Source organism: Bacillus sp. UNC438CL73TsuS30 (assembly GCF_000482325.1).
Taxonomy (GTDB): Bacteria; Bacillota; Bacilli; order Bacillales; family Cytobacillaceae; genus Neobacillus.
Genome location: NZ_KI535296.1, coordinates 38099 through 57611 on the forward strand (window position 1 = coordinate 38099; position 19513 = coordinate 57611).

15 protein-coding genes are annotated in these 19513 nt (G+C 43.2%); 14 read left to right on the top strand and 1 reads right to left on the bottom strand.

The window, feature by feature from the left end; genetic code table 11:
• The first annotated feature begins 127 nt into the window (after positions 1-127).
• The 14 genes from eutB (at position 128) to M028_RS30770 (ending at position 17494) form a co-directional block, all read left to right on the top strand.
• Complete coding sequence (eutB, locus tag M028_RS0121970) at positions 128-1132, top strand: hydroxyectoine utilization dehydratase EutB (RefSeq protein ID WP_026575759.1); 1005 nt, start codon at positions 128-130, stop codon at positions 1130-1132.
• 294 nt (positions 1133-1426) lie between these two features.
• Positions 1427-2611: a M24 family metallopeptidase gene (locus M028_RS0121975; RefSeq protein WP_026575760.1), complete on the top strand. Its 1185-nt coding sequence runs from the start codon at positions 1427-1429 to the stop codon at positions 2609-2611.
• A gap of 25 nt (positions 2612-2636) precedes the next feature.
• Complete coding sequence (locus M028_RS0121980; protein WP_026575761.1) at positions 2637-3641, top strand: cyclodeaminase; 1005 nt, start codon at positions 2637-2639, stop codon at positions 3639-3641.
• Between the two features lie 15 nt (positions 3642-3656).
• Positions 3657-4862: a cystathionine gamma-synthase family protein gene (locus tag M028_RS0121985; RefSeq protein WP_026575762.1), complete on the top strand. Its 1206-nt coding sequence runs from the start codon at positions 3657-3659 to the stop codon at positions 4860-4862.
• Between the two features lie 30 nt (positions 4863-4892).
• On the top strand, positions 4893-6128 hold the full coding sequence (locus M028_RS0121990) for a M20 metallopeptidase family protein (protein ID WP_026575763.1): 1236 nt from the start codon (positions 4893-4895) through the stop codon (positions 6126-6128).
• Positions 6118-7173 carry a homoserine dehydrogenase gene (locus tag M028_RS0121995; RefSeq protein WP_026575764.1) on the top strand — a complete coding sequence of 352 codons (1056 nt, stop codon included), beginning with the start codon at positions 6118-6120 and terminating at the stop codon, positions 7171-7173. The genes M028_RS0121990 and M028_RS0121995 overlap by 11 nt, the downstream gene beginning before the upstream one ends.
• A 25-nt stretch (positions 7174-7198) precedes the next feature.
• Positions 7199-8641 carry an aldehyde dehydrogenase family protein gene (locus M028_RS0122000; RefSeq protein ID WP_026575765.1) on the top strand — a complete coding sequence of 481 codons (1443 nt, stop codon included), beginning with the start codon at positions 7199-7201 and terminating at the stop codon, positions 8639-8641.
• A 41-nt stretch (positions 8642-8682) separates the two neighbouring features.
• Positions 8683-9858: a M24 family metallopeptidase gene (locus M028_RS0122005; protein WP_026575766.1), complete on the top strand. Its 1176-nt coding sequence runs from the start codon at positions 8683-8685 to the stop codon at positions 9856-9858.
• 62 nt (positions 9859-9920) lie between these two features.
• Entirely contained in the window at positions 9921-11207 is a 1287-nt protein-coding gene (locus M028_RS30765; RefSeq protein WP_051591191.1) for an MFS transporter, read from the top strand.
• Positions 11208-11393: 186 nt separating this feature from the next.
• Positions 11394-12842 (top strand): UDP-glucose dehydrogenase family protein, encoded by a 1449-nt coding sequence (locus tag M028_RS0122015; RefSeq protein ID WP_051591192.1) that lies wholly within the window; start codon positions 11394-11396, stop codon positions 12840-12842.
• Complete coding sequence (locus tag M028_RS0122020; protein WP_026575768.1) at positions 12835-13854, top strand: SDR family NAD(P)-dependent oxidoreductase; 1020 nt, start codon at positions 12835-12837, stop codon at positions 13852-13854. The genes M028_RS0122015 and M028_RS0122020 overlap by 8 nt, the downstream gene beginning before the upstream one ends.
• A 5-nt stretch (positions 13855-13859) precedes the next feature.
• Positions 13860-14699 (top strand): glycosyltransferase family 2 protein, encoded by an 840-nt coding sequence (locus tag M028_RS0122025; RefSeq protein ID WP_231510875.1) that lies wholly within the window; start codon positions 13860-13862, stop codon positions 14697-14699.
• 378 nt (positions 14700-15077) lie between these two features.
• On the top strand, positions 15078-15269 hold the full coding sequence (locus tag M028_RS0122035) for a hypothetical protein (protein ID WP_197031455.1): 192 nt from the start codon (positions 15078-15080) through the stop codon (positions 15267-15269).
• Between the two features lie 179 nt (positions 15270-15448).
• A complete protein-coding gene (locus M028_RS30770) occupies positions 15449-17494 on the top strand; it encodes a GW dipeptide domain-containing protein (RefSeq protein ID WP_026575772.1) in 2046 nt (681 codons plus the stop codon).
• A 146-nt stretch (positions 17495-17640) separates the two neighbouring features.
• Here M028_RS30770 and M028_RS0122045 read toward each other — a convergent pair whose 3' ends face one another.
• The gene (locus M028_RS0122045) at positions 17641-19326 is read right to left on the bottom strand and encodes an Ig-like domain-containing protein (RefSeq protein WP_026575773.1); all 1686 of its coding nucleotides are present in this window, start codon (positions 19324-19326) and stop codon (positions 17641-17643) included.
• Positions 19327-19513: the final 187 nt, after the last annotated feature.

Below are 19513 nucleotides of genomic sequence, written 5' to 3' on the forward strand. Positions count from 1 at the left end.
CACTTCATTGCCGGCTTTTTTCATTAAAAGTGTATGAAAAATCCGCCTAATTTATCGACAGTTTTGACAATTGATATCCCAGTAACAAAAACTTAGGATTAGAGTAAAATGCACGGAGGTTGGTTCCATGACGGTTATACAAAGAAAAAAAGAATTAGTGAAAATTCGGGACGTATGGGAAGCAAGGCAACGAATTAGTCCGCTCATCAAACGAACACCAGTCATCCAGTCGTCCATACTATCAGAAAAAATTGGCCGTAATGTATATTTAAAGCTCGAAAACATTCATGAAGTTGGAGCCTTTAAAGTAAGGGGAGCAGCCAATAAAATCTTAAGCTTAAGTGAGGAAGAAAGAAAACGAGGAGTTGCAACGTACTCAACCGGAAATCATGGCATGGCGGTAGCTTATGTAGCAAAAAAGCTTGGCATTAATGCGGTTGTTTGTATTTCCAATCGGGTGCCAAAGGCAAAAGTCGACTCCTTAAAAAGGCTTGATGCACATATTGAAATCGTCGGTGACAGCCAGGATGCCGCAGGTGTGCGCTGTTATGAGCTAGAGAAGGAGAGGGGATTAACGGTTATTGAACCATTTGATGACCCGTATGTGATTGCCGGTCAAGGAACGATTGGGCTGGAATTATTGGATGACATCTCCAATCTAAGCGATGTAATTGTTCCGCTTTCGGGCGGCGGATTGCTGTCTGGAATTGGCTTGACAATGAAATCCAATGATCCAGGAATCCGCGTAACGGGGGTTTCGATGGAAAAATCAGCTGTGATGTATGAGAGTTTAAAGGCGGGTAAGCCAGTCGTGCTTCCGGAAAGCGAGACACTCGCTGATAGTTTACTAGGTGGAATCGGCCTCGAGAATCAATACACGTTTCCGATGGTCCGGCAATATATGGATGAGGTTGTTCTAGTTCCAGAAGAGGAAATTGCGTTTGGCATGGCTTTTATGATGGACAAACACCGGATGATGATGGAAGGTGCTGCAGCTACAGGGATTGCGGCAGTTTTAGGCAATAAAATCCCGCACCAAGAAGGGGATGTTGCGGTTATCATTAGCGGTCAGAATGTTGATCTTTCTGTGATCCATTCGGTCATTGAAAAGTATCTTTCATTACACAAGTGATATCGTCACTTGTGTTTTTTTGGAAGAAGGTTGTATTTATAATTCGCTGATAAAATAGTTTGATTCGCTGATAAGGAACCAAGAATCGCTGATAAACTGGTCAGAAACGCTGATAAATCCCAGGAATTAGCTGATAAAGTTAATCTTCACTTACCTTTTTGCTAATTTTGACTAGAAACTAGCAAAATCTTTCATACAGAATGACAGATGAAAAAGCTTTTAACAGTTTTATATAATACAAACAAATAGAAATATTCAAAAAACAACATAACGATACAGGAGTGAACAAGATTTATGTCATTCTCAATAACAGAATATAAAGAACGTATCCGCAAAACAAAAGAACAAATGGCTGAAAAAGGGATTGAGGTTCTCTTAATCACCGACCCAGCTAATCTAAACTATCTTTCCGGTTATGACGGATGGTCGTTTTACGTACACCAGATGCTTGTCGTCATTATTGATGAAGAACAGCCAAAATGGATTGGCCGCGGCCAAGATGCCAATGGCGCCAAATTAACTACATGGCTTTCCCATGAAAATATCATTTCTTATCCTGATGATTATGTTCATAACGATTTTAAACACCCAATGGATTTTGTTGCCGATCGCTTAAAGGAATTTGGCAAAGACAAATGCGTGATTGGTGTCGAGATGGAAAACTACTATTTCACAGCTAAATGCTATCAGCAGCTTGTAAAGAGGCTACCAAATGCCACAATCCAAGATGCAACATTGCTTGTTAACTGGGTCCGCTTAGTCAAGTCCAATGCAGAAATTGAATATATGAAACGCGCCGCCATCATTGTTGAAAAAGCAATGCAGGCAGGAATCGATTTAATTGATGAAGGTGTCAGGGAATGTGATGTGGCAGCAAAGATTTTTCACGCACAAATCAGTGGTACCGAAGAATTCGGCGGGGACTATGCATCAATTGTTCCATTATTACCATCCGGTGAAAAAACATCTACCCCGCACTTAACTTGGACAGATGAACGCTATAAAGATGGCGACGCTGTGATCATTGAAATCGCAGGCTGCTATAAGAGATATCATTCACCATTAGCAAGAACGGTTCAGATTGGCAGACCTACAGAAGAAATGAAAACCCTTTCGAGCGTAGCGGTCGAAGGCATCAATGCCTGCTTGGATATGATTCGCCCAGGCATCGCGGCTGAAGAAATTGAAGAAACTTGGAGAAAAACGATTGAGAAAAGCGGATTTGTGAAGGAGTCACGCTTAGGCTATGCCATGGGCTGTAATTACCCGCCAGATTGGGGCGAGCACACCATGAGCATCCGAAAAGGCGATAAAACAATTTTACAGCCAAATATGACATTCCATCTCATTCCGGGATTGTGGCTCGACAAATATGGTTTTGAGGCAAGCGAGTCGGTCCGAGTAACCGAAACTGGCTGTGAAACCTTTGCAAAATTCCCTAGGGACTTGGCATTAAAGGGACAACAGCTTTTAAAGTAAACCTTAAATGGGGGTGAATCGCACGATGCGAATCTTCACAGAGCAGGAACTAAAGCAATTTGTTTCATTAAATTCTGAAGCAGTAAAAGTGGTTGAAGATGCTTTTACCAGCTTATCGCAAAATCAAGTTTCCATGCCGCCGATTATGAGAGTGGACATTGACGATCAAAACGGTGAAGTCGATGTAAAGACGGCTTATATCAAGGAAAAAGAAATGTTTGCAATCAAAATCTCTTCCGGCTTTTTCAATAATCATCTCCTTGGGCTGCCAAGTGGCAATGGAATGATGATCCTGATTAACACGCAAACGGGGGTTCCGGAAGCTGTCTTACTCGACAACGGCTACTTAACCGATGTCCGCACCGCGGCAGCGGGAGCGGTTGCAGCATCCTATCTTGCCAAAAATACGATTGAAACCGTCGGGATTATTGGAGCAGGCAGTCAGGCAAAATACCAGCTGCGAGCACTGAATATTGTGAGGAAGTTTCAAAAGGTCCTCGTGTACGCCCGGTCAGCGGAACGCGCTCAGAAATATGCGGAAGAAATGACCGCTGAATTAGGAATTGAGGTTGCGGCCGTTGACAGCGCTGAAGCGGTAGTCCGGAATAGTGACATTGTGATTACCACAACCCCGGCAAAAGAACCAATCATCAAAGCCGAGTGGCTGCATCCTGGTCTTCATATTACTGCCATGGGGTCAGATGCTGAGCATAAGCAGGAATTAGAAGCCGAAGTTTTAGCAAAAGCGGACATCCTTGTCTGTGATACAAAAGCTCAATGTGCCCGGTTAGGGGAACTGCATCATGCTCTTACAGCTGTTGTCCTCACGGAGGAGTCGGAGGTTGTCGAATTAGGTGACCTAACTTCCTTGTGGGTGGCCGGACGTAAAAACGACGAACAAATTACCGTATGTGATCTAACAGGAACGGGTGTACAGGATACAGCCATTGCCCTGTTTGCTTATAAAGAAATGGTGAAAAGAAACAAAGGCATAACCATCGAAAACAATAAAATTTTACAAAATAACTAATGAGGAGTGGTTTTAATGACGAACACAAACGCAAAAATGGGAACGAAAGCAGTATGGGCTGGAGAAAAAGATTATTTAGTACACGGAGCAACACAAGTACCAGTAGTTCTAAGTGTGGCATATGGATATGACGATATGGATCACTGGTATGATGTAGCAATCGGCAAGGCAAAAGGCCATATTTATGGACGTAATACAAATCCAACGGTTCAGGCGTTTGAAGACAAAATTAAAGTTCTTGAAGGTGCAGAAGCAGCAACAAGCTTTTCAACAGGAATGGCAGCGATCAGCAATACGCTTTCCACTTTTTTAGTGCCTGGCGACAAAATTATCTCTATTAAAGATACTTACGGCGGCACAAATAAAATTTTCACAGAATTCCTGCCTCGTCAAGGTATAGAAGTTGTTTTATGTGAAACAGGGAACCATGAGCAAATCGAGCGTGAAGTAGCGAATGGCGACGCCAAGATTCTATACTTGGAAACACCAACAAACCCAACTGTAAAAATTACCGATATTGAGCGTATGGCAAAAGCAGGTAAAGCTGCGGGAGCATTAGTGGTTGTTGATAACACATTTGCAACTCCTATGAACCAAAATCCTTTAGCATTAGGTGCTGATTTAGTTATCCATAGTGCAACAAAATTCCTAGGCGGACACGCGGATGCATTAGGCGGCGTTGTTTGTGGATCCCATGAGTTGGTTGAAAAGATTTATCACTTCCGTGAAATTAATGGTGCGACAATGGACCCAATGGCAGCTTACCTTATCCTTCGCGGAATGAAAACGCTCCACTTGCGTGTGCGCACACAATGTGAGAATGCAATGAAACTAGCAAAATACTTACAAACAAAAGATCTTGTTGAAGGTGTTTACTATCCAGGTCTTGAAACTCACCCACACCATGATGTTGCGAAAAAACAAATGAAGGACTTCGGCGGTATGCTTAGCTTTGCAGTAAAAGGCGGCGTTGATACGGTTCGTGATCTTCTTCCTAAATTACAATATGCAAACCGTGCTGCGAACTTAGGTGCGGTTGAAACAACGGTTGGACCTGCTCGTACAACTAGCCACGTTGAGTGTACACCAGAAGAGCGTGCCGCAGTGGGAATTCCTGAAGGATTGATCCGTATTTCTTGTGGTATCGAAGATATTGAAGATATCATTGCAGACTTTGAACAAGCATTTGCCCATGTTGAAAGCCTATTACAAGTAAAATAAGACTTCCAAATCAGTAGGAGGAATGAACGGATGGAAAATCATCCTACAGCAGTTCAAGCAAAAGCATTGAGCGAGCAGCTGATTGAATGGAGGCGCCATTTTCATCAACATCCCGAACTCAGTTTTCAAGAGTTCGGGACCTCCCAATTTGTTGCCGAAACATTAGAAAAGGTGAAGGGTTTACAAGTTGAAAGAGGGATTGGTGTCGAAACAAGTGTTGTCGCTACCTTAACATCAGGCGAAGGACCCGTGATTGCGATTCGCGCCGATATGGATGCGCTTCCAATTAAGGAAGAAAATGCGGTTGACTATCATTCGAAAAATGAAGGTGTCATGCATGCATGTGGTCATGATGCCCACACCACCATCTTGCTTGGTGCCGCCCAACTTCTAGCAGAGAAATTTGAAAAAGAAGAACTGAAAGGGACCGTCAAATTTATTTTTCAACCAGCAGAAGAGGCAACAGACGAACATGGACTTTCCGGTTCACCCTACATGGTTCAGGCCGGAGCCTATGATGATGTCGATGCAGCGATTGCCCTTCATATGTGCCCATGGCTCCCAGTTGGAGCGGCCCAGGTGAATAATGGGTATAGTATGGCCAATGTCGACGTGTTTACGGCGAAAATTTTTGCAAGCGGCGGTCATGGGGCTTATCCCGAGCTAGGAACAGACCCGGTTTGGATGCTCGGACTTGTGATGCAGGCGTTACATGGTGTTGTGGCCCGCAGAATTCCTGCTTTGGAAGCGGGTGTCATCAGTATTGGTCAGATCCATGCCGGAACGGCAAGCAATATCATTCCAAGTGAGGTTTTCATCTCTGGGACAATCCGCAGCTATACGCCTGAAGTACGGGACTTATTAAGTCTAGAACTGAAGAAGGCACTGTCGATTGTCGAGCCAATGGGTGGAAGCTACACACTTGAAGTGGAAAGAGGGGAACCTGCCTTAAATAATGACCCTCATGTGAACGAGTTATTTTTAAAGGCAATGGATGAAATGTATCCGGATTTTCAAATTGTTAAGCGTCCCTTTGGGATGGGCGGAGAAGATTTTGGCTATGTGACTCAAAAACTGCCAGGAGCTTTATTTTTCCTAGGAAGCGGGACAGAGGATGGGCTCAAGCGGGATTTACATACACCAATCTTTGATTTGGACGAAAGCAGCTTGTCCATTGGTGCCGCGATTCTAACGCAAACGGCTGTGAATTTTTTAAAAGAAAAATCCCAATCTTTAAAAACGGAGGTGCAGGTACATGGCGCATAAATTAGCGTTTATCGGCTTTGGCGTTGTTGGTCAGGGCTTAGCAGAAATATTACTCGAGAAAAAAGAACAATTAAAGGAAAAAGAAGGATTCGAAGCAACGGTTGTGGCGATTTCTGATTTTATCAAAGGGTCGATCTATCACCCGAATGGCCTAGATTTAGATCTTGTTTTAAAAGCCCTAAGAGAGACAGGAAGTCTAGAAAATTATCCTCAGACATCAGGTTTAATCACAGGCTGGGATAGTTTTCAAACGATCAAGGCCACAAACGCAGATACGGTTATTGAAGTTTCCTATACGGATGTCAAAACCGGCCAGCCGGCGATTGACCACTGCAAAGCAGCATTTGAAAGTGGAAAAAATGTCGTGATGACCAATAAAGGTCCTGTTGCCCTTGCGTATAAGGAATTATCGGAAATCGCTGAAAAGAATGGGGTTCATTGGGGCTTTGAAGGGACAGTAATGAGCGGCACTCCATCTTTAAGAATGCCAATTGAAACGCTGGCAGGAAATGAGATCAAGGAAATCCGCGGGATTTTGAATGGTACAACCAACTATATTTTAACGAAGATGGAACAAGAAGGCGTTTCCTATGAAGCAGCCTTGAAAGAGGCACAGGAGCTTGGGTATGCGGAAGCAGATCCAACAAGTGATGTCGAAGGCTATGATGCAAGATATAAAGTTGTCATTCTAGCAAACTATATCATGGGTATTCCATTAAAGGTAGAAGACGTTTCTTGTAAAGGAATCACCAAGATTTCATTAAAGGACATTGAAGAAGCGAAGGCTGAAGGAAAACGCTGGAAGCTGCTTGGGAAAGTGAAAAAGGAAAACGGCGAAGTGACTGCTTCGGTTGCACCGGAAAAGGTTGAGATTACCGATTCATTAGCATCGATTGGCGGCGCTGTCAATGCGATTACGTATGAATGTGATCTGCTGGGGCCTGTTACCTTAAGCGGGGCTGGAGCTGGTAAAACAGAAACAGGATTTTCTCTGTTAATCGACTTGATTCATATTAACCGTGAGCGTAAACCGGTAGTCGTTTAATAAAAAATAGAAAGGCGTGAAAGGGATGACAGTTCAAATCAGAGGACAGAAGATGTTGATTGGCGGCCAATGGGTGGAGCGTGATCAAGTGATTGAAGTGCGCGACCCCCAGGATAATCGTTTGATTGATACCGTTCCAGCAGCTACTAAAGATGATATGCTTGAATGTATTGAGGCGGCAAAAGAAGGGGCCAAAATCGCGGCCGGCATGCCTGTGCACGAAAGAATCAGAGTCATCCATGCGGCTGCTGATTATATTGAAGCTCATAAAGAGCGTTATGCTTCACTCATCAGTCATGAAGGAAGCAAAACGATTCGCGAAGCGCAAAAAGAAGCCACCCGCTGTATTCAAACATTAAGAATTAGTGCCGAAGAGGCAAGGAGATTAAATGGGGAAACGCTCTCCTTTGATCAAATGCCTGGCAGTGAGAATCGCGTTGGGTATTACTATCGTTTTCCAATAGGCATAATTGCCGCAATTACTCCTTTTAATGATCCCTTAAATCTTGTTGCGCACAAGGTGGGGCCGGCGATTGCGGCAGGCAATGCGATTATCGTAAAACCTGCAAGTGTGACACCGCTAAGTGCCCTAATGCTTGCTGAAGCCTTCTCCTCTGCAGGCCTTCCTCCTAAAGTGCTATCTGTCATCACCGGACATGGCCGTGAGATTGGTGACATCCTTGTCACACATCCTGCGATTCGGATGATTAGTTTTACAGGAGGATTGGAAGCGGGAGAAGAAATCGTTCGGAAAGCCGGTTTGAAAAAGATTGGGATGGAGCTTGGTTCCAATTCTCCTGTCATCGTGCTGGAGGATGCGGACCTTGGAGATGCAGTTGAATCGTCCGTATCTGGTGCCTTTTGGGCTGCTGGTCAGAATTGTCTTGGTGTGCAGCGTATTTATATCCAAGCGGGGATCATGGCAGAATTTCAAAAAGCATTTGTTACGAGAACAGAGCAATATCATGTTGGCGATAAACAATCTGTACTTACCGACATGGGACCGCTGATTACCGAAAAAGAAGCGATCCGTGTTGAAAAAATGGTGGAGGAAGCCATCGAAAAAGGTGCCATTTTACTAACAGGCGGAAAACGGAACGGAGCCTTTTACGCCCCTACTGTTTTGACGAATGTTCCTGAAAACTGCAGCATCGCAAAAGAAGAAATTTTTGGACCGGTTGTTCTTCTTTACCCGGTAGCGGATCTAGATGAGGCCATTCAAAAGTCAAACAGCGTGGAGTATGGCTTACAAGCGGGAATTTTTACAAAAAATATCGAAAAAGCTCATAAGGCCATTTCCAAATTGGATGTGGGCGGGATTATGATCAATGACAGCAGTGATTATCGAATTGATGCGATGCCGTTCGGCGGTGTGAAAAATTCTGGCTTAGGCAGGGAAGGCATCAAGTTTGCCCTCCAAGAAATGACGGAACCAAAGGTCGTGTGCTTTAAGTTATCAGATCAGTAGTTTTTAAAAAAAGTTGATACCCCCAGGGAGGAAATTCGCTTATGTCATTTACAACAAGTGAGTATAAAGAGAGAATACGGAAAACGAAAGAACGAATGATGCAAAAAGGAATTGATGTCCTGCTCATCACTGATCCGGCTAATATTAATTATTTATCTGGCTATGATGGTTGGTCATTTTATGTGCATCAGATGCTTGCTGTGATCATTGACGAAGAACAGCCGATGTGGATTGGAAGAGGAATGGATGCGAATGCTGCTAAGGTAACGACCTGGCTATATCGTGAAAATATCATTCCTTACCCGGATGATTATATTCATTCGGACACCAAGCATCCGATGGATTTCGTGGCTGGCTTTTTAAAGCAAATTGGCCAGGAAAATCGCTCCATAGGGGTCGAAATGGAAAACTATTATTTTACAGCCAAAAGCTACGAGCAACTAAAAAAGGGACTGCCAAATGCTAGCTTGCAAGATGCAACTTTACTTGTGAATTGGGTGCGCCTCATCAAATCTGATGCGGAAATTCATTATATGAAAAGGGCTGCGGTGATTGCCGAAAAGGCGATGCAGGCTGGAATTGAAATGATTCAAGAGGGTGTCCGGGAATGTGATGTGGCTGCTAAGATTTTTTACACCCAAATCACTGGAACGGAGGAATTTGGCGGAGATTATCCAGCGATTGTACCGTTATTGCCATCCGGTGAAAAAACCTCTACACCGCATTTGACTTGGACAGATGAACGATATAAAGATGGGGATGCGGTTATTTTGGAGTTGGCAGGCTGCTATAAAAGATATCATTCCCCACTGGCTCGAACGGTTCAAATTGGCAAGCCTAAAGAAGAAATGGAAACCCTCTCAAAGGTGGCGGTCGAAGGCATTAATGCTTGCCTTGAGATGATTCGCCCTGGTATCGCGGCGGAGGAAATTGAAGAAACCTGGAGAAAGACGATTGAGAAAAGCGGCTTTGTAAAGGAATCACGACTTGGTTATTCAATGGGATGTAATTACCCGCCTGATTGGGGCGAGCACACGGTAAGTATTCGTAAAGGGGACAAAACCATTCTACAGCCGAATATGACATTCCACCTGATTCCAGGATTATGGCTCGACAAATATGGTTTTGAAGTGAGTGAGTCCATCCGGATCACCGAAACAGGCTGCGAAACCTTTGCCAAAATGCCAAGGGAACTGACCTTGAAGGAATTTGTTTAGTTTAAAGAGATTTAATCTAGAAGGCTAAAATTTATTCGATTAAATAAGGGGATGATGCATGGATGAAGAAAGCTACGATGGCTACTGCAATAGGGAATCTAGTTGAATGGTATGAATACGGTATCTATAGTTATACTGCGGCTCTTATTGGTGCTCAGTTTTTTCCGGAAAAAAGTAGTTCAGTAGCTTTGTTATACGGATTTGCTATTTTTGCAATTTCGTTCTTCTTTAGACCGCTCGGTGGAATAATCTTTGGTTCGATTGGTGACCGTTTGGGGCGGAAGAAAGTAATGGTGGTAACGATTATGATAATGTCATCTTCAACCGCTATTATCGGGTTAATTCCCAGTTACGGGTCCATTGGTATTTTCGCACCGCTATTACTAATTTTGATGCGGATGACGCAAGGGTTAGCCGCAGGTGGGGAGTATACAGGAGCATCTGTCTTTATGAATGAGTCAGCTCCTGGTCGAAGACGCGGGCTATTTACTAGTTTGCTAGAATCGGGGTCCTTACTCGGCTACATTATCGGTTCCATATTTGTGGCGTTGCTCACGTCCGGGCTAAGCCATGACGATATGGCAGCATGGGGATGGCGGATTCCATTTATTTGTTCCTTGCCTTTAGCGTTAGTGGGAATGTATGTTAGAACGAAAGTGGATGATACACCAACTTTTATTCAGATGAAGAAAGAGAATACTTTATCTAAGAACCCTCTAAAAGAAATGTTTTCAACTGCTCGCAAGCCGCTTGCGATTGCCTTTTTAAATGTGGCGTTCGCCAATGGTGCTTATTATACTTTATTAACCTATCTTCCTTCTTATTTTGAGACACAGGTGGGGCTTTCGACAATGCAATCACTTGTGGTTACGACGAGCGGGATGTTGTTCATGATGATTCTCTTTCCGATTTTTGGTATTCTGGCAGATCGATATGGCAGGAAAAAGTTTCTGCTCTTGTCATCCTTCCTTGCTATTTTTACAGCCGTTCCGATTATTGCTTTCGTTTCAGGCGGATCTTCTGCCGGTCCGATAGTAGGTTTCTTTGCCTTAGGAATTATTGTTGCGATGTTTATTGGGGTATTTCCTTCGACCATTCCATTGTTGTTTCCAGACCGAGTAAGAAACAGCGCCTATGGGATTTCCTATAATGTTTCGACAGCCATCTTTGGAGGTGGAGCACCATTCATTATCACCTCTTTACAAACAGCTACAGGAAACAACCTCATGCCGGCGTTCTACTTAATCGGGACAGGCATCATGGCCGTCATTTCCATCATGCTCATACCTAAAACCATCAAAAAAGCAACAACCAACGGTGCAATCGAATCAGACACCCACTCTGCCTAAACAGAAGATCTAAGACCACTCGTCCCCATGGACGGTGGTCTTTTTGAATTCGACAAAAACCGGGCGGTGCCTGTCACCACCCGAATTTTGTCGAACCCCTCATTTGGAAGCTTTCGATTCCATTATTTATCCATTACTTATGTTAAGATAGGTTCTAGTGAGGTTTTTGGAAGGAAGTTGTCATTTATGAATGATTATATAGATGAAAGCAGGCGTGATGATCAGGTTTTTAAGCTGGCGGTGGCGGGGACTGGCTATGTTGGGCTGGTTGCCGGTGTGTGCTTTGCTGAGGTTGGCCACATGGTGACGTGTGTCGATGTCGATGAAGACAAGATCGCTAGGATGAAACAGGGGATTTCTCCTATCTTTGAGGTGGGCCTTGAAGAACTTATGAAGAAGAATTATGCAGCTGGCAGATTACGGTTTACCACAGACTATTCACAGGCCTACAGGGATGCCGACGCAATTTTTATCGGAGTCGGTACCCCAGAGCAGCCGGACGGTTCGGCAGATCTTTCGTCGATCGCCACTGTTGCGCGGCAAATTGCTGAAACCAATGAGAAGGACTGCTTAGTGGTGGTGAAATCAACGGTTCCTGTGGGGACCAACGATAAAGTAGAACAGTTTATCCATGATTTTCTACCTCATCATCGCGGACGGGTAATGGGAAATGGGGCCGCCTCGGAAAAGCCAATCCGAGTCGAGGTAGCTTCAAATCCCGAATTCCTGGCACAGGGTACAGCTGTCCAGGATACACTAAATGCGCCGAGAATCATTATTGGGACGGAAAGCAAGTGGGCAGAACAGATGCTGCAGAAGATTTATGAACCGTTTCAGCTGCCGATTGTTTCCGTCAGCCGACGTTCGGCGGAGATGATTAAATATGCCGCAAATGATTTTCTTGCGCTAAAAATTTCCTATATGAATGATATCGCGAATCTATGTGAGCTAGTTGGTGCCGATATTCAGGATGTGGCTGTCGGGATGAGCTTTGATGAGCGGATTGGTGCAAAATTTTTGCATGCGGGAATTGGCTATGGCGGCAGCTGTTTTCCAAAGGATACAAAGGCGCTCAACTATTTGGCCGAGCAGCATGGGTATGAGCTGCGGACCGTCAAGGCGGCCATTGACGTGAACATTGATCAAAAAACGGTATTATATAAGAAGGCAAGCAAGCGGCTGATCACCTTCAATGGCTTGAAGGTTGCTGTGCTCGGTTTGACATTTAAGCCGGGAACGGATGACACACGGGAGGCGCCGTCCCTTGATAATGTTCCATTGCTTCTAGAGCAGGGGGCTGAGATTTTTGCATATGACCCGGTTGGCGCCGAGCAATTTAAGCGGCGGTTTCCTGAGGGCTCCAGCGGAAAAGGAAGTATCACATATGTGGAAAAGGCGGTAGAAGCTTTAGAGGGAGCACATGTCTGTTTTATTTTTACCGAGTGGGGCGAAATCAAAGCGGTGAAGCCTGACGATTATAAAAAGTGGATGCGAACACCGCTGGTTTATGATGGCCGCAATATTTACCTGGTGGAAGAAATGAAGGGAGCCGGGGTTGAATATTATTCGGTTGGAAGACAAGCGGGAACGCGGAGAAGCGGTGCTGTGCTAGAGAGGGAAATAAATCATGTTTGAAAAAAATAAAACCTATCTTATCACTGGAGCAGCTGGGTTTATCGGCTACTTTTTGGCGTGGCGGTTATTAGAGCAAGGCTGTCGGGTCATTGGGCTTGATAATTTAAACGATTATTATGATGTAAACCTAAAGAAAGCCCGCCTGGAAAAACTTCAAAACTATGATCAGTTTATTTTTATTAAAGGGGATATTTCCGACAAGGAAGTGGTCTTCAGAGCATTTGAGACTCATGAACCGCATATCGTGGTGAACTTGGCCGCACAAGCCGGGGTTCGTTATTCGATTGAGAACCCGGATGTTTATATTCAAAGCAATCTGATTGGTTTTTATAATATTTTAGAGGCGTGCAGGCATCATCCGGTTGACCATCTTGTCTATGCATCTTCGAGCTCGGTTTACGGGGCGAATGAAAAAGTGCCTTTCACAGAGACGGATTTTGTTGATCACCCAGTTTCGCTTTATGCGGCAACGAAAAAGTCAAATGAGCTGATGGCCTATACGTATAGCCATCTTTATAAAATTCCTTCCACAGGACTGCGCTTTTTCACGGTTTACGGGCCGATGGGGCGGCCGGATATGGCCTATTTCGGGTTCACTCAGAAGTATTTTGCGGGAGAGCCAATTCGGATTTTTAATAATGGTGATTTGGAAAACGACCTTTATCGGGATTTTACGTATATTGATGATATTGTTGAAGGACTGGTGCGTCTACTAGAAGTGCCTCCTATGGCAGATGGAGGTGTACCGCATACCATCTTCAATATTGGCAACCATCGCCCGGAAAAATTAATGGACTTCATTGAAACATTGGAAAGAGCTTTAAGCCGTTCGCTGGGCAGAGAGGTTCTTTTTAAAAAAGTCTTTGAACCTATCAAGCCGGGGGACGTTCCAGCCACCTTTGCTTCGACAGACAGGCTAGAAAAAGCGGTTGGCTTTAAACCTTCCACTTCAATTGAAGAAGGGCTGCAAAAATTCACGGATTGGTATTGTGAATATTATCAGGTGAAATAAAAGGGATGAGTAACATAATGACAGGAGAAAGAGTATTAAGTCAGCCATTTGTTTCAATTGTGATCCCAACCTACAATCGGCTTTATCAATTAGCCGAGTTGGTGGAGGCACTCAGCAGGCAGACGTACAAAAAGTATGAGGTAATCATTGTTAACGATTGTGGGGAAAAGGTCGATGTCCTTCAGGAAGTGTATCCTGATTTGAATCTGGTGATGGTGGAGCTGAAGGAGAATTCGAAGCATGTACTGGCGCGCAATCAAGGGGTATTACGGGCTAAAGGTGAGTTCATCATGCTGATTGATGATGATGATTTAATTATCCCAACCCATCTTGAAACGATGGTCAGAGCGATACGGGAATATGATTTGGTTTATTCCGATGTGGAGATTGTGAATTTTACGATGGAGAACCGGGTGAGGGTTGCGGCCAGCCGGTTCTTGTTTGCCTATGAAATGGATTTAAAGGCAATGAGAAGCTTCTCCACCTATGTTCCCTCGGGAAGTCTTTATCGACGGGAGCTGCATCAAAAATTGGGGTTATTTGACCCTGACGTACATAACTATTGGGATTGGGACTTCTTCTTGCGGGTATCGGAAAACCACCGGGTCCATCGGGTGGCGAAAGCCGGTGTTCTATACGACTTTTCCGATGCGAACAATAACCAATCGAAAGATCCGGCGTCAAGAAGAGCCTATCTAGACAAACTATCCGAAAAACACCAACTTGGAAGCCTCCCCACCAAAAACTTCTTCCAACTCCTAGAACAACCCGAAGTCAAACAAAGACAAGCCGAAAGCCACATCCTCTGGGACGGCCAACCTTTTCGGTCGCGATTAATTGGGTAAGGGGGTTCTTTTGATTCGACAAAAATCGGGCGGTGCCTGTCACCACCCGATTTTTGTCGAATTTTTAGTGATTTCGAAATACTTTTATTTTTGGTGCGGATATTATTACGATATAACGTGTTTTTTCACTATTGTTACTCTAAAGATGGTATTAAAGGAGTTTGGGCAAAATTCTCCCTTGCTACTTGGTATATCAATATTATTTACTATTTTTTTAAATATTTTTACTTTTATTATCTTAGTTCACATGAAAAATGGACTATGATACGATCAATTTGGTTTTGGAATTGTTGTGCCCATCAATCGAACAATGAAACAACAAAATGAATCAGTCATCATACCTTCCAAAATCATCATAATTCTTTAATAGAGGTGTGGATGATGAAGCTAAACCAAGCTTTTCAAAGCGAAAACCTGAAACTTTTAACGGAAATCCGTGATCTTAAACTCAAAATGCAAAAACTCTACCAAGAAAAAGGTCCAAGCACCCCCGACTACATCACACTTTCACTAAAACTCAATTTCCTCATGAACGAATACTTTGATGAAAAATTAGTCCATCTGCAATAGACTTATTATCCTATTCGACAAAATTCGGGTGGTGCCTGTCACCACCCGAATTTTGTCGATTCTCCCCTTTTTTTACAAAAAAATCTCAAAAAATCTCAAAATATCTTAAATTTTGTAATAGAGTAATAGTATAATGGTCTTAGTGAAATATTTCGAGTATAAAAATATGGGGAGGAAGTATGAAAAAAGCAGTTATTTTAATAGTGGTTATGTTGATGTGTTCGACAATGTTCCCGCAATGGCTGACAGGGGGACAGGCCTTTGCAAAGGCCAACTATCCGGATGTGAATGAATATATTAAAACAAAAAAGCTCACACCGGTGAAATTCGAATATCAGCATATCAGTAAGTTTCCAGACTTTAATTATCGTAATGGCTATGCGATGGTTGAAGGGGTCGTCGCCCATGAAACGGCAAACAGCCACTCGACCATCTACGACGAAATCGCCTATATGTCGAAACATTATAACAATGCATTTGTTCATGCATTTGTCGATGGCTCCCATGTCATCGAAATCCAGTCCCCCGATTATGGGGCATGGGGCGCAGGACCGTATGCTAACAAACGCTTTGTCCATGTCGAACTGGTCCGAGTACATAGCTTTGATCAATTTGCCCGCTCCATCAATAACTACGCGAACTACCTTGCCTTTCTACTATTTGAATACAATCTAGGCGTCACCAGCGCTGAAAAAACAGGTAAAGGCACATTGTGGTCCCATAATGCTGTTTCCAAATTCCTTGGCGGCACAGACCATGGCGACCCGCACGGTTATTTTTCCCAATGGGGCTATAACTGGAATGACTTTGTGAATCAAGTCACGCAAAAATACAATACCTTAAATACAACCATCGATACAAAAAGATTAGGCTATATTAAAAACGAAGGCGCAAAAATTTATCAAGAAATTGGTGGAGACACCACTGCCAATACAGCAGATTCAACCTATACCAATCGCGTTTATTACATAAAAAAACAAGCGATCGAAGACGGGCAAATCTTTTTTCAATTAAGTAATGAAAAAGGAATTATCGGATGGGTAAAGTCAGCGGATTTATCCGTAATGCCATATGCCCTCATCAGTAAAAAATCAAAAAATTTTATTTTAAAAGGAACCGGAAAAGCCTATAGCAAGGAATGGGGCCAGAAAAATGACGCCGTCATCGCGACGCTTTCTTCCTATGCCGACCAAGATTTCGCAGTCAACGCAACGGAGCAAATTGGAAACTCGATTTGGTATCGCGGAACGCTTGCAGGCCAAACGGTTTGGGTTTATTCAAGCAACGTAACGACTATCACTGAAAGCAGCACAAACCGATTAGGTGTGGTCAAAAATCCTGATGTTAAGATTTATAAGAACATTGGTGAGGAAGCGACTGCGAATCTAGCGGGTGCAACGAATACCAGCACTGTTTTTTACATTAAAAAGAAAGCTACGGCAAACGGTAAAACCTATTACCTGCTTAGCACACAGCCAAGCAGCACAAAAGGAGTAATCGGCTGGGCAAAATCGACGGATTTAACAACGGAATCCTATGCAGAAGTTGATAAAAATCCGAAGATGTTTTTAATCAATGGAACCGGCAGTGCCTATAGCAAGGCATGGGGCGGCGTAAAGGATTCCACTATTAAAAATCTATCCGTCTATAAGGAACAGGGATTTAAGGCGGAGCTAACCGCTAAAATCGGCAGTACCATTTGGTATCGCGGACAGTTGGGCAATAAGACGGTTTGGGTTCCTTCTTATTCTGTCAAAGCTATCAAAGAGAGTAGCACAAGCCGTTTAGGCCGGATAAAAAGCAGCTCAAGAATGATTTATAAACTGATTGGAGATAGCGAGTCCGACTTCAAGGCGGGTTCTACTTATACTAGTCGTGTCTATTATATTAAGAAACAAGCAAGCTTTATGGGACAAACCTATTACTTGGTAAGCACGCAGCCAAGTAGCAGCAAAGGAGTAATTGGTTGGGTGAAACAAACTGACCTTTCCTCACAGAGCTATGCGCAGGTCAAACAAATAAGCAAAAAACTTGTTGTCATAGGAACCGGCAGCGCCTACAGCAAACCATGGGGCAGCAAAAAAGACACCACCTACAAAAGCCTATCCAAATACAAAGGAAGAACATTCAAAATCACTTCCACATGGAAAGTCGGAAAAGCAACCTGGTACTACGGCAACTTCGGTGGCAAAAAGGTATGGATCGATAAAAAATATTTGAAATAGCAATTCGACAAAATTCGGGTGGTGCCTGTCACCACCCGAATTTTCTTGTTTCACAAGTGAATGTTCCACAACAATTAGAAAGCGGCCGCCCCTTTAAATAGGGACGACCGCTTTTTTGTGGTTTGTGTAAAGTTTTGTTCTTATGTTTACTTAGCTGCTTTTACAACTACTTTTGTTTTGCTGCTTACGTTTTTCGCCTTATCTTTCGCTGTTACATATAAGACTGTGCCTTTCTTTTGGGCCTTGATTTTAATGCTGAAGTTTCCTTTGCTGGAGACTTTTCCGGTTGCTAATACCTTTGAACCTTTTTTGATGGTAATGGTTGCGTATTTTTCGGCTTTTCCTTTGATTACTTTATCGTTTGAGTCAACAGAGTAAACTTTTGGTTTTGCCGGTGCAATCTTATCATGGACTGTAACGGATGTCGCTACACTTGTATTACCTGCTTTATCTTTTGCATAAACCTTAAGGACAGTACCCGCTTTTTGCGTCTTCATCTTAAGTGAGAAGCTGCCGCTTGAAGAAGTATAGCCTTTCGCAATCGTTGTTTTACCATATTTTACGGTAATGTAAGAATGTCCTTCTGCCGCTTTTCCTTTGATGACTTTGTCATTGTTGTCAACAGAGTAAACGGTTGGTGCTTCTGTATATATGTCTAGTACTTTATAGGTTGTTGCCTTACTAATATTGCCGGCTTTATCCTTTGCGGTTAGCGTAAGGATCGTACCGCCTTTTTGGCGTTCAATTTGCAGTGCAAAAGTTCCTTTTGATGAAGTATTGCCCTTCGCAACGGTAGTACTGCCGCGTTTTACGGTGATGTAGGAATTGGCTTCTGCTTTTCCGGAAATCACTTTGTCTCGGTTGCCAAAAGGATCGACTTTTGGAGCCGCTGGTGCAACCGTGTCCTTCACTGAGATGGTCACATCTTTTGTAATAACCGGCATGTTTAAATAGTAAGCTTGTACTTTTACTTTCCCAGCTTTTTTGGCTGTCAGTTTATTGCCGCTGAAGGAAGCAATGTCTGAATTGGTTGTTTTCCATTGAACATTCTTCGTAAAATCTCCTAAAATAGCAACTTTAAATGTATAGGAAGCTGACGATCCTGCATATAGGGAGCTTGAGCCATATATGTCGCCGCCATTGCTACGAATCAATCCTGATGATAATCCTGCAGAGGCAGATTTCGCTGGGTCCATGGCTTTTTCTGCATTAGCTTTGATAGCTAAAAGGGTATCTAGGGATACGCCTAATTTTTGCGAGAATAATCCGTCAACCCCTTTAGCCTTTGCAGCTTCATTAGCAGCCGCTTTTACGATCGCATTAAAGCTTGAGTTGTCTTTTTTAATAAAGGATTGTACAAGTTTATTTTGCAAGCGATTTTCAAAATCAGCAAATAATAGGATGGCTTGGTCAACCGAAAGCTTTCCGTCAAAAATCTTAGTAAAATGATCCTTGTGCACTGTTCTAAACTTATCAAGTGTGGCTTTGAAATCCTTTGAGTTCGTTTGATATTGTAGCTTGGCTAGGTCCTTTGCAATGGCTACCGCTGTACCTTTAGAAGTTTTCCCGTCGATTTTCGCTACTAAACTAGCACCAAGAACCTTTGAAAAATCAACAGTTTCGACCTTATTATAAGCCGCTTTAATATCGACAATATCAGAAGCCGTCAATTTTTTATAAATTGCATCATGATATGTGACAATATTCGCTGTCACATCCGTCGCCGCATGAGCAGTATGTGGAGCAATCGCAAAATTCGCCGCAATCGGCGTCAACGCAATCGTCCCCGCCAAAACAAAACTAAAAGCATTCCTATGTAATCTTTTCTTCATTTCCCATTCTCCTCCAAATTTCTACACTTTTATTAGTATACTTCATAGGACCAAAGTAGGAAAGTGTAAAATTTTTCGACAAAATTCGGGCGGTGCCTGTCACCACCCGAATTTTGTCGAATGTTCCCTTGTGGATTTTTGCAGGATTTCTAGTACTTTTGTCGAATAAAGCTTTGTTGTTTAAAAT

Coding starts and splice junctions, on each gene's coding strand:
- M028_RS0122005 (WP_026575766.1), top strand. CDS start 8,683: ATGTCATTTACAACAAGTGAGTATAAAGAGAGAATACGGAAAACGAAA.
- M028_RS0122000 (WP_026575765.1), top strand. CDS start 7,199: ATGACAGTTCAAATCAGAGGACAGAAGATGTTGATTGGCGGCCAATGG.
- M028_RS30765 (WP_051591191.1), top strand. CDS start 9,921: ATGAAGAAAGCTACGATGGCTACTGCAATAGGGAATCTAGTTGAATGG.
- M028_RS0121990 (WP_026575763.1), top strand. CDS start 4,893: ATGGAAAATCATCCTACAGCAGTTCAAGCAAAAGCATTGAGCGAGCAG.
- M028_RS0122020 (WP_026575768.1), top strand. CDS start 12,835: ATGTTTGAAAAAAATAAAACCTATCTTATCACTGGAGCAGCTGGGTTT.
- eutB (WP_026575759.1), top strand. CDS start 128: ATGACGGTTATACAAAGAAAAAAAGAATTAGTGAAAATTCGGGACGTA.
- M028_RS0121985 (WP_026575762.1), top strand. CDS start 3,657: ATGACGAACACAAACGCAAAAATGGGAACGAAAGCAGTATGGGCTGGA.
- M028_RS0121995 (WP_026575764.1), top strand. CDS start 6,118: ATGGCGCATAAATTAGCGTTTATCGGCTTTGGCGTTGTTGGTCAGGGC.
- M028_RS0121980 (WP_026575761.1), top strand. CDS start 2,637: ATGCGAATCTTCACAGAGCAGGAACTAAAGCAATTTGTTTCATTAAAT.
- M028_RS0122035 (WP_197031455.1), top strand. CDS start 15,078: ATGATGAAGCTAAACCAAGCTTTTCAAAGCGAAAACCTGAAACTTTTA.
- M028_RS0122045 (WP_026575773.1), bottom strand. CDS start 19,326: ATGAAGAAAAGATTACATAGGAATGCTTTTAGTTTTGTTTTGGCGGGG.
- M028_RS30770 (WP_026575772.1), top strand. CDS start 15,449: ATGAAAAAAGCAGTTATTTTAATAGTGGTTATGTTGATGTGTTCGACA.
- M028_RS0121975 (WP_026575760.1), top strand. CDS start 1,427: ATGTCATTCTCAATAACAGAATATAAAGAACGTATCCGCAAAACAAAA.
- M028_RS0122025 (WP_231510875.1), top strand. CDS start 13,860: ATGAGTAACATAATGACAGGAGAAAGAGTATTAAGTCAGCCATTTGTT.
- M028_RS0122015 (WP_051591192.1), top strand. CDS start 11,394: ATGAATGATTATATAGATGAAAGCAGGCGTGATGATCAGGTTTTTAAG.